Origin of the sequence: Fusobacterium sp. JB019 (genome assembly GCA_030673965.1) — a bacterium.
Lineage (GTDB): Bacteria > Fusobacteriota > Fusobacteriia > Fusobacteriales > Fusobacteriaceae > Fusobacterium_B.
This window is the reverse complement of record JAUTCN010000006.1, coordinates 25,397-35,431: the sequence shown is the minus strand read 5'-3', so window position 1 is coordinate 35,431 and position 10,035 is coordinate 25,397. Positions and strand designations below refer to the sequence as shown.

Genomic DNA, 10,035 nt, shown 5'->3' with positions numbered 1-10,035 from the left:
CCTTTATTAAAATTTCCCTACTATATTTACAAAAACACCCTCAGCCCTATAATCATCATATCTTAAGTCATCACTAAACTTAGTAAAGTTATAGCCAATACCTACCCTTAAATTTTCTTTTACATCATAATCTATTCCTATTATGCATCCTTCTTTCACTTCTGAGTTTTCATCTGAAACCAACCAATGATATTCTCCTGAAATTCTATAATCCCCATAAAAATTATAGCTTGCATTTATTGCATATAATGATGTTTTAGCACTATACCAATTATCTTCATCATTTGCTGCTTTCATTTCAGATTGCTTATATGCTAATTTTCCTCCAACATCTAGTTTCTTTGTAAAAGAATATACTGCGTCAATAGAATAAATATTTGATCTCTCATCTAAATCTCCAAAACTATAATCTTCATCTTTATCAAAACCATTAAGATCATAGATATAGGAATATTTCCATAAAATATTTAATCTATCATTATATATTGGTCTATAAGCTCCACCAATACCTAACTCCATAAATTTTTTGTCATAGTCTCCTGTTTTTTTATTTTCTGTTATTGAAAAATCTAATTTTCCTATAGCTGTCCATTCTTCATTCAATTTATATTTAATATCATTTACTGTTAGCCATTCCTCTGTATCTGTTTTTTCTGACTTATCTTTTATTAATTCTAAACGGTTACTATATTTAAAATTGTCATGATTGTTATATGATAGAGACAAGCTTATTGATTTTCTCTTCTTATTCTCATCTTTTTCTTTTAAATCACCTTGTTCATAACCTATTCCATATTTTGTATTTTTAGTTAAGTTTATATTTAAACCATAAACTTGACTTATTTCTTCCTCAGAATCTTTTCCTGTATTAAATTGATTCTCTTGATATATTTCATATTTTTCACCTAATAAAACTTTTTGTCCAAAAGTAATATCATTATCATTAGTTGAATCATCATTTTCTCTTTTGAAATTTAAATATGTTTCATAATTATCTGCTACTAAATAATTTAGACCTAATAAAGCTCCTTCTTCATCTTGTCCTATAGAATATTCACCTTTAATACTTAAATTTTTAAGTACCTTAGTATTTCCACCTAAATTTATCATTAAATCATTTTCTGAGCTATCTATAGATTGTTGAAGACCTAGATAACCTGTTGTAGAATTACTAAATCTATAATTTCCTTGAATACCTACTTCTGTTTTATTTTCATCGTTGGAATCTTCACTGCTTAAACTATCATTATCATCTGAATCATCTTCACTTCTTTTTATTTCACCTGATAATGTCAACTTGTTATTTACTGCATAATTTCCTTGAATTGATATGTCTTCATTTTCGTCTTCTTTATCTTCATCTTTTATTTTTTCCATTGAATAGCTAAATAAAGTTGATAATTTAGAAGTAATTATTTGTTTAAGAGTAAACCCATATTTTTCTTCTTCATTTCCTTCTTCTAAAGAATCCATTGAAAATCCTTTTTCTTTCTTTTTATACCAAAAATTTGTGAATGAATTCTTATTAAATCTTTTATTTATTTCATTAAGTTTTACAACTCCTTCAATGCTATAAACTTTACCTGAATTATGTCTGCTATCTTCATCATCTGATTTGTAATCTATATCTTTAAATTCCATTCCTCCATTTGAAGAATAATATCCTTTTTCTATTCTTTTACCTTTACTTTTTCCATATTCAAATTTTGCATATGTGTTTTTAGTTTTTCTTAAAACTCCATTAATTCCTTGTAATTCATAAGTTTTATCTAGTTCTGTTGAATGTATTCCTGTTACACCTAATTTAAAATTATCATTTATCCAAGTATTATAATATCCACCTGTTGAATAATCATTTTTTTCAACTAACTCTTTATCATAATATTGGTAATATACCTTTAAATAAATTTTTATATCAGAAATAGGATTATCCTTAATAAGACCACCTATATCACTTGCTCCATACTGATATAGTGGCTCATTTAAAATAATCCTACCTTGAATTCTATTTATTTCATAATCTTCATCCTCTGATAAAGAAATTTCTTTTATTTTTAATCCTGTTTTTTCATTTCTAACTTCTATTTTTACCTCTTCGCTTCCTTCTACTATATCTTTATTTTGTAAATAATAAAGACTACCTCCAGTTCCTAAAAATATATTATATTCTTCTAAAACTTCTGGGTTAGAAAAGAAAGCTCCCCAATTTGTCTTATTTTCTCCATATTTTGTAACTAGAGAACTAGCTCCTTTAAAGTTTGCCCCATATAGAGATTTTGAATAATTTAAATATTCTCCATTATTTATTTCTGTATTATAGTTACCCCATAACACCTTATTTTTATCCCACTCAGCTCTTATATACATTTTCCCTTGAGTATCAACATCCATCTTTGAAAAAGAATCATCGCCAAAAGTATAGCCCTTATCTTCTGTCTTCATATCTTTGAATATTTCTCTGTTATTTCTTCTTCCAAGACCATCAAAAAGATGCTTTATTCTCTGGCTATCAGTATCCAATTGAGCTACTATATTATATTTATCTATTCTATTTCTTGTATAAAAAGCTAGTCTTCCTTCATTAAAAGTATTATCAACATATTCTTCTCCCTTTGTTAATAAATCACTTTTTCTACTTATTCCATTTGTTCCCATTTTTAAATCTGCTATACCAACTAAAAAAGAATAATTATTATCCACCTCAAACTGGATAGGTAAAGAATAATTATCTGTTTTACAACTTACTTCATATTTTCCTGGCATATAGTAACTCTCATATACAAAAGTTCCTTTTTTGTCTACTTTCACTTCTACATTATCTAGTACTATTTTTTCTTCACTTTTAAATTCTTTCCCAAAAAAAGTAACTTTAAAAAAATTCAAAGGAATATTATGAATCACTAGTGATGATTTATCATATATCTTTTCTAATAATCCTTTAAAATCTTTTCTTTTATATTTCATATCTAAAGTATGAATTTTTGTCTCATCAAAATTAGCTTCATCATCATAAGCAACTAATTTATAGTACAATTTCTTCTTATATCTATACTCTAATGGTATCTCTATACTATATTTTTCTAAAAGCTCTTTTCCATTAATATCCTTTGAAAATATTTCATTTCTTCCACTTTCATCTTCATAAAATACTATATTAAATCTATTTATAAAATTAATATAGTTTGTATATATACAAACGCCCAATGAATCAAATTTTTCTCTAAATCCTACTACTTCCATTTTTGGTAAACAAATCATAGGATTTAAACTAACTAATACCTCTCCCTTTTCTTCATAATTGTTTTTTTCTTGTAATTGAAACCCTTGATTAAATATTACATTTTCTTGAACAATTTCTTTTTTTAATTCAGCATTTACAATTTCTGTTAATACTAAAAAAAAGCACACTAAACCTAGTCTGTTTTTTAATAACATATTTATTTTCTCCCCCCAGAAAAAAATTACATAAATCAGTATTTCAATTTTATCCTTATTTGTACTAATTGTCAACTTTTAAGTTTTTTTGAACATCATACAAAAAAACTTGATATTATTGGAACAGCTTTTTATTGAAAAAAATATGTGTTTTTTTGTTATTTTCGTGTTAATTTTAATATTTTTCGTGATAAAAAAATAAAATTTCTTAACTTAAGACTTTCATGGTATAATGTAAATGGACACTTTTTATTTATGGAGGATATATGATTTTATTTGCAATGGAAAAATTAAAAGAAATTTTCTTTGATTTTTTAGATAATTTAGAAGAAAAGGAATATTTATGTGAACTAAAGAATTTTGGTTTTAAAGGTGAAGTACTACCTGATTATCAAAATAAGTTTATCCAACAATATTATCTTTTAAAATATTTTCCAGCTTATTTAACTGAATATTACTTCCTATATAATGAAATGATAAAAAGAAATTTTATAAAAAATGACTTTAATATTCTTTCCATTGGATGTGGATGTGGAATAGATTTTTGGGGAATGAAACTGGCTAATGAAAAATCAGAGCAAAATTTAAATATAAAATATACTGGAGTAGATATAATCAATTGGTCTTACTGGGATAATTATGATTATGATGCTAAAGTTATCAATTCAGATATCCTTAATTTTGATTTTAAAGAAAATGATTATAATACAATTATTTTCCCAAAATCAGTTGGAGAATTTTCTGATGAAGATTTTGAAAAATTAAAAGATTTATTTAGAAATGCTAATTTTAAAAGTGATAAACTTACTATTGTCCTTTCCTTAAGAAAGGCTAGAAATACAAGGGATGCCAGGAGAGGAATTGAGATTTTTAATATAATTCAAAATGAATTAGGTTATAAAACAGATGATTCTTTCACAGAATGTTATTCCTTTGATAAGAAACCAAATGGATTTGCTTATAGAATAGAAGATATACTACCTGAATTTGGTTATCCTAGTAGTTTATCTAATTTTTTAAGTGATTATTATTTAGATTTTTTAGAAGACAATCCTTGTCCATTTAAAAAATTCTGTCATGAAAATGTTTTTTCTAGAAAACCTATCAAAACAATGTCTCAAGTATGTTTTAGTATCATTAATTTTGAAAGGAGATAATGATTATGATTGTTAGTGTTAGTAGAAGAACAGATATTCCTGCTTTTTATAGCAATTGGTTTTTTAACCGTTTAAAAGAAGGATTTGTAGATGTTCCAAATCCTTTTAATGACAAACAAATTAGTAGAATAACTCTTTCTCCAAATACTGTTGATTGTTTTGTGTTTTGGACTAAGGATGCTACTCCTATGCTTTCTAGACTAGATGAACTTAGTGGTTATAACTATTATTTTCAATATACTATCACCCCTTACGGGAAAGATGTTGAACTTAATGTAAAAAATAAAAAAAATATTTTAGAAACTTTTAAAAAGTTATCTAATAAAATAGGAAGTAATAGAGTTGTTTTAAGATATGATCCTATATTTATAAATGAAACTTACACAAAGGAATATCATGTTAGGGCGTTTGAAAATCTTTGCTCTAAATTAAAGGGATATACAGAAAAATGTGTTATTAGTTTCATTGATTATTATAAAAAAACTGAAAAAAACACAAAATCTTTACATATATTAAAAATGAGTGAAGAAGATATAAACTTCATATGTGAAAACTTTTCAAATATAGCTGAAAAATATAACATTAAAATAGAAACTTGTTCTGAAAAATATAATTTAGAAAAGTATGGAATAACCCACGGAAAATGCGTTGATAATAATTTAATTTCTGATATTTTAGGTTTTGAAATAGATATAGAAAAAGATCCATATCAACGGGAAGAATGTGGTTGTGTTAAAAGTATAGATATTGGAGAATACAACACATGTCTTCATAATTGCTTGTATTGCTATGCTAATTTTAACTATGATCAAGTTAGAATTAAATCAAATCTTCATAATCCTCTTTCATCTTTACTTACTGGAGAATTAAAAGATGATATGAAAATAAATGTTAGACAAATGCCTAAATTAAAAAAATTAATCAAACCAATAAAACAACAGTCTCTATTTTAAGAGACTGTTTTCTTTTGTGAAAATATGTTATAATATCCTCGGGGAAAACAATGACCGCACGGTCAATTTTTATTGGAGAGGATTTATATGTTAGAAAAAAATTTAAAAAGAGAAAAGATTAATGTTTTAAAAATGCTTGAAAGAACTTATGGAAAGATTTCTAAAGAAGGGATTGAAGTATTAAATTATGGAAGAATAGCTAATGCTACAGTTTTTAGATATAAAGATGATATGAGGGATCTTACTATAAAAGATTTTTCAGAATCACCATTTATAATAAAAAATACAGTGGGAAGATTATTTATAAAAAATGAAGCTAATAAAATGATGGAACTTAAAAATAACAAGTCAGTTGCAGGGGGAGTAAATATAATATCTCCTTATACACTTAGCTTTAATTATATAGAAGGAACAGCTTTAAAAGGTATCCACGGAAATATTATAGGAAAAGAGTTCTTTATAACTTTAGAAAAAAACATTAAAAAAATACAAGATAAAGATATTGTACATTTAGATTTAAGGAATTTAGGAAATATAATTATGGGAAAGGATGGATATCCTTATATAATAGATTTTCAATCAGCTATTAAAATTAAGTTTTTACCTAGATTTTTAAGAAAAATATTATTTGATTCAGATTTATCAGGAGTATGTAAAGCTTGGCAAAAAAGATGTGTGGAAGAATTAGATGAAGGTAGAAAAAAATTCTTAGAAAATTTTAATAGAATCAGGAAAATATGGATTTTAAAAGGTTATCCCATTCAAAAGTTAATAAGAAAAGTAAGAAAAAGAATATCTTAATACAAAAATTCCAGGAAATCCCTGGAATTTTTCTTTTTCCAGTAAAAGCCCAAAAATCCGCATTTTTGAAAGAAATTGATTATTTTTGATTGATTTTTTTTATTTCATGTGCTATTATTAAAATATAATGAAAGAGGTGATTAAATGTTAACAGTTGAAAGATATAATCTGATTTTGAAACTTATAGAAGAAAAACAAAACATAAAAGTTCACGACATAGTTGAAAAGCTTAAGATTTCTGAAGCTACTGCTAGAAGAGATTTAAATTTTTTAGAAGATAAGGGGAAAATCAAAAGAATCCATGGTGGAGCTGTTTTAGTTGAAACTAAAGAAGAAGACATTGGTTTTAAAAAATTAGTCTTCAACAAGGAAAAAGATATCATCGCCAAAAAATCAATCAAATTCATTCATGAAGGGGATACTATATTTTTAGATGCTGGTACAACTACCTTTGCATTAATCAAATATTTAAAAGATATTCCAAATATAAAAATAGTCACAAATGGTTATTCACACATAAATGAACTTACTGCTATAAATAAAGAAGTTTATTTACTTGGAGGAAAACTTAAGAAAAAAACTGGAGCCTTAGTTGGTTTTTCTGCTATGAATTCTCTTAAAACATACAACTTTGATGTTGTATTTATTGGAGCTAATGGAGTTAATACTGAAGGATATTCTACACCTGATGAAGAGGAAGTTTTAGTTAAATCTGAAGCAATTAAAAGAGGAAAGCGGATATATTTCCTATGTGATCATACAAAATTTAAAACTAAGAGTTTCTTTAATTTTGCATCATTAAATGATGGTGATCTAATTTCTGATACTGATTTACCAAAGGAAATTACAAAGGCAATAGATAAGGCAAAAAAATAATGGAGGCAATTTATGATTTATACAGTTACTTTAAATCCAGCTATAGATTATTATTTAGAAATGAATGAATTTATAGAAGGTAATCTTAATTCTTTAAAAAATGGATACACTCTTCCTGGAGGAAAAGGAATAAATGTATCAAAGGTTTTAAAAAACTTTGGTGTTCCTAGCACTGCCCTTGGTTTTGTAGGAGGTTTTACTGGAGCATATATTAAAAAAAATGTTTCTAATTACGAAATAATTGAAAAATTTATAGATATAAAGGAAAATACTAGAATAAATATTAAAATGAAAACACAAAAATCTGAAAGTGAAATTGCAGGGATGTCCCCTAATATATCTACTCTAGAATATGAACAATTCTTAAAAACAATTGAATGTATTCAGGAAAATGATATTTTAGTATTATCAGGAAGCGTTCCTACTTCATTAAATAAAAATATTTATAAAAAAATCATTGATATTTTACCTGAAAATGTAAAAGTTATTCTTGATACTAGAGGAAAGCCACTACAGTTTTCCCTATGTGAAAAGGTTTTTCTTGTAAAACCTAATAAAGATGAGATTGAAGAATTTTTTAATGAAAAATATCAAAATGAAAAAGAACTTATAGAAGCTGGTAAAAAATTAAGAACTCTTGGAGCTGAAAATGTTATTATTTCCCTTGGAAAAGAAGGTTCCATCTTAATTTCTGAAAAGGGAATCTATAAAGGGGGAGTACCTCAAGGAAAACTTATAAGTTCTGTTGGAGCTGGAGATTCAATGGTTTCTGGTTTATTATATGGTCTTTATTTGAATAAAGATATAGTTGAAGCATATAGATACGCAATTGCATCTGGAAGTTCAACTGCTTTTTCAAAGGGGCTTACTACTTTTGAAGATATGAATAATTTATTAACTGATATAGAGATTCATAAAATTTAAATTAAATATAATTAGGAGGTATAAAATGTTAAAGTCTATGATTACAAAGGAATGTATCAACTTAAATCTTTTAGCTAAAAATAAAGATGCTGTTATTGATGAATTAGTTGATATGCTTTTTGAAAATGGTAAATTAAATGATCGTGAGGATTATAAAAAAGAAATACTTAAAAGAGAAAAACAAAGTTCTACTGGTTTAGAAGAAGGAATTGCTATTCCCCATGCTAAAACTGCAGCTGTAAAAGTTCCAACTGTTGCAATTGGAATATCTAAAGAAGGAATTGATTATGATTCTCTAGATAATGAGCCTTCTAAAATATTTTTTATGATTGCTGCTCCTGAATCTGCTACAGATTCTCATATAGAAGTTCTTTCACAACTTACAACTTCTCTTTTAGAAGATGAGGTTAGAGAAGGAATATTAAAGGCTACTTCAAAGGAAGAAATTATAGATATTCTTCTTAAAACTGAAAAAAAAGAAACAGCAGAAAATAATGACAAAGATTTTGATGTATTAGGAGTTACAGCTTGTCCTACAGGTATTGCCCATACATATATGGCTGCTGATGCTTTAAGAAAAAAAGCTAGTGAACTTGGAATAAAAATAAAAGTAGAAACTAATGGTTCTACTGGTGTAAAAAATGAACTTACAACTGATGAAATTAAAAATGCTAAGGGAATTATTGTAGCTGCTGATAAAAATGTTGAAATGACTAGATTTAATGGAAAACATGTAGTTATAGTTCCTGTAAAAGAAGGAATTAAAAATCCTGAAAAATTAATAAATGAAGCAACAAATAACTCAGCTCCAATATACACAGCTGATGAAACTAAAGCTCCTACTAAAAAAGAAAAAACTGGATTCTATAAACATCTAATGTCAGGTGTTTCTAATATGTTACCATTTGTTGTTGGTGGAGGTATATTAATTGCAATTTCATTTATGTTTGGAATTAAAGCCTTTGATCCTAATGATCCTAGTTTCCATCCATTTGCAAAACTTCTTATGGATATTGGTGGAGGAAATGGATTCTTCCTAATGATTCCTGTTATGGCTGGATTTATTGGAATGAGTATTGCTGACAGACCTGGTTTTGCTCCTGCAATGGTTGCTGGACTTATTTCTGCTAATAATGGTGCTGGTTTCCTTGGAGCTCTAATTGGTGGTTTCCTTGGTGGTTATTCTATAATTTTACTTAAGAAAGTTTTTGCTAAATTACCTGAAAGTTTAGAAGGAATTAAACCTGTATTACTTTATCCTTTATTTGGAATTTTCATTACAGGTACTGTTATGTATAAAGTAATCCTTGGACCTGTAGCTGCTCTTAACTCTGGAATGACTTCAATGCTTGAATCTATGGGAACTGGAAATTTAGTTTTACTTGGAGTTGTACTTGCTGGAATGATGGCTGTTGATATGGGTGGACCTATAAATAAAGCTGCATTTACATTTGGTATTGCTATGATTTCTGCTGGAAACTTCTATCCTCATGCTGCTGTTATGGCTGGTGGAATGGTTCCCCCTTTAGGAATTGCAATTGCAACTACTGTATTTAAAAATAAATTTACTAAAGAAGAAAAAGATGCTGGTAAGACTTGTTATATTATGGGAGCTTCATTTATAACAGAAGGAGCAATACCATTTGCTGCTGCTGACCCTGCTAGAGTTATACCTTCTTGTATAATTGGTTCTGCTATTGCAGGTGGAATATCTATGTTTGCTAAAGTTCAACTTCCTGCTCCTCATGGTGGAATATTTGTTATACCAGTTATGACTAATCCTATTATGTATGTTGTTGCTGTCCTTGTTGGATCATTTATAACAGCTGCTTTAATTGGATTCTTAAAACCTGCCAAATAAAATACTTTTTATAATATGAGAGCTCCTG

At 26.9% G+C, this 10,035-nt stretch carries 7 protein-coding genes; 6 read left to right on the top strand and 1 reads right to left on the bottom strand.

What is annotated here, in order from left to right:
• Positions 1-6: 6 nt before the first annotated feature.
• Positions 7-3,435, bottom strand: a complete 3,429-nt coding sequence (locus Q7K47_05365; GenBank protein MDP0506647.1) for a hypothetical protein — start codon at positions 3,433-3,435, stop codon at positions 7-9.
• 266 nt (positions 3,436-3,701) lie between these two features.
• On the opposite strand from Q7K47_05365, the gene Q7K47_05360 reads away from it, so the two are divergent.
• The 6 genes from Q7K47_05360 to Q7K47_05335 all read left to right on the top strand — a co-directional run bounded on the left by Q7K47_05360 (position 3,702) and on the right by Q7K47_05335 (position 10,007).
• Entirely contained in the window at positions 3,702-4,592 is an 891-nt protein-coding gene (locus Q7K47_05360; GenBank protein MDP0506646.1) for a class I SAM-dependent methyltransferase, read from the top strand.
• Positions 4,593-4,597: 5 nt separating this feature from the next.
• Complete coding sequence (locus tag Q7K47_05355) at positions 4,598-5,545, top strand: DUF1848 domain-containing protein (GenBank protein ID MDP0506645.1); 948 nt, start codon at positions 4,598-4,600, stop codon at positions 5,543-5,545.
• A gap of 87 nt (positions 5,546-5,632) precedes the next feature.
• Positions 5,633-6,346: a hypothetical protein gene (locus tag Q7K47_05350; GenBank protein MDP0506644.1), complete on the top strand. Its 714-nt coding sequence runs from the start codon at positions 5,633-5,635 to the stop codon at positions 6,344-6,346.
• 144 nt (positions 6,347-6,490) lie between these two features.
• On the top strand, positions 6,491-7,222 hold the full coding sequence (locus tag Q7K47_05345; protein ID MDP0506643.1) for a DeoR/GlpR family DNA-binding transcription regulator: 732 nt from the start codon (positions 6,491-6,493) through the stop codon (positions 7,220-7,222).
• A 12-nt stretch (positions 7,223-7,234) separates the two neighbouring features.
• Complete coding sequence (gene pfkB / locus Q7K47_05340; protein MDP0506642.1) at positions 7,235-8,146, top strand: 1-phosphofructokinase; 912 nt, start codon at positions 7,235-7,237, stop codon at positions 8,144-8,146.
• Positions 8,147-8,171: 25 nt separating this feature from the next.
• A complete protein-coding gene (locus Q7K47_05335; GenBank protein ID MDP0506641.1) occupies positions 8,172-10,007 on the top strand; it encodes a fructose-specific PTS transporter subunit EIIC in 1,836 nt (611 codons plus the stop codon).
• The last annotated feature ends 28 nt before the right edge of the window (positions 10,008-10,035 follow it).

What these genes read in the sequence shown, in the direction of transcription:
- Q7K47_05365 (MDP0506647.1), bottom strand. Translation starts at nt 3,435, where the DNA reads ATGTTATTAAAAAACAGACTAGGTTTAGTGTGCTTTTTTTTAGTATTA.
- Q7K47_05360 (MDP0506646.1), top strand. Translation starts at nt 3,702, where the DNA reads ATGATTTTATTTGCAATGGAAAAATTAAAAGAAATTTTCTTTGATTTT.
- Q7K47_05355 (MDP0506645.1), top strand. Translation starts at nt 4,598, where the DNA reads ATGATTGTTAGTGTTAGTAGAAGAACAGATATTCCTGCTTTTTATAGC.
- Q7K47_05350 (MDP0506644.1), top strand. Translation starts at nt 5,633, where the DNA reads ATGTTAGAAAAAAATTTAAAAAGAGAAAAGATTAATGTTTTAAAAATG.
- Q7K47_05345 (MDP0506643.1), top strand. Translation starts at nt 6,491, where the DNA reads ATGTTAACAGTTGAAAGATATAATCTGATTTTGAAACTTATAGAAGAA.
- pfkB (MDP0506642.1), top strand. Translation starts at nt 7,235, where the DNA reads ATGATTTATACAGTTACTTTAAATCCAGCTATAGATTATTATTTAGAA.
- Q7K47_05335 (MDP0506641.1), top strand. Translation starts at nt 8,172, where the DNA reads ATGTTAAAGTCTATGATTACAAAGGAATGTATCAACTTAAATCTTTTA.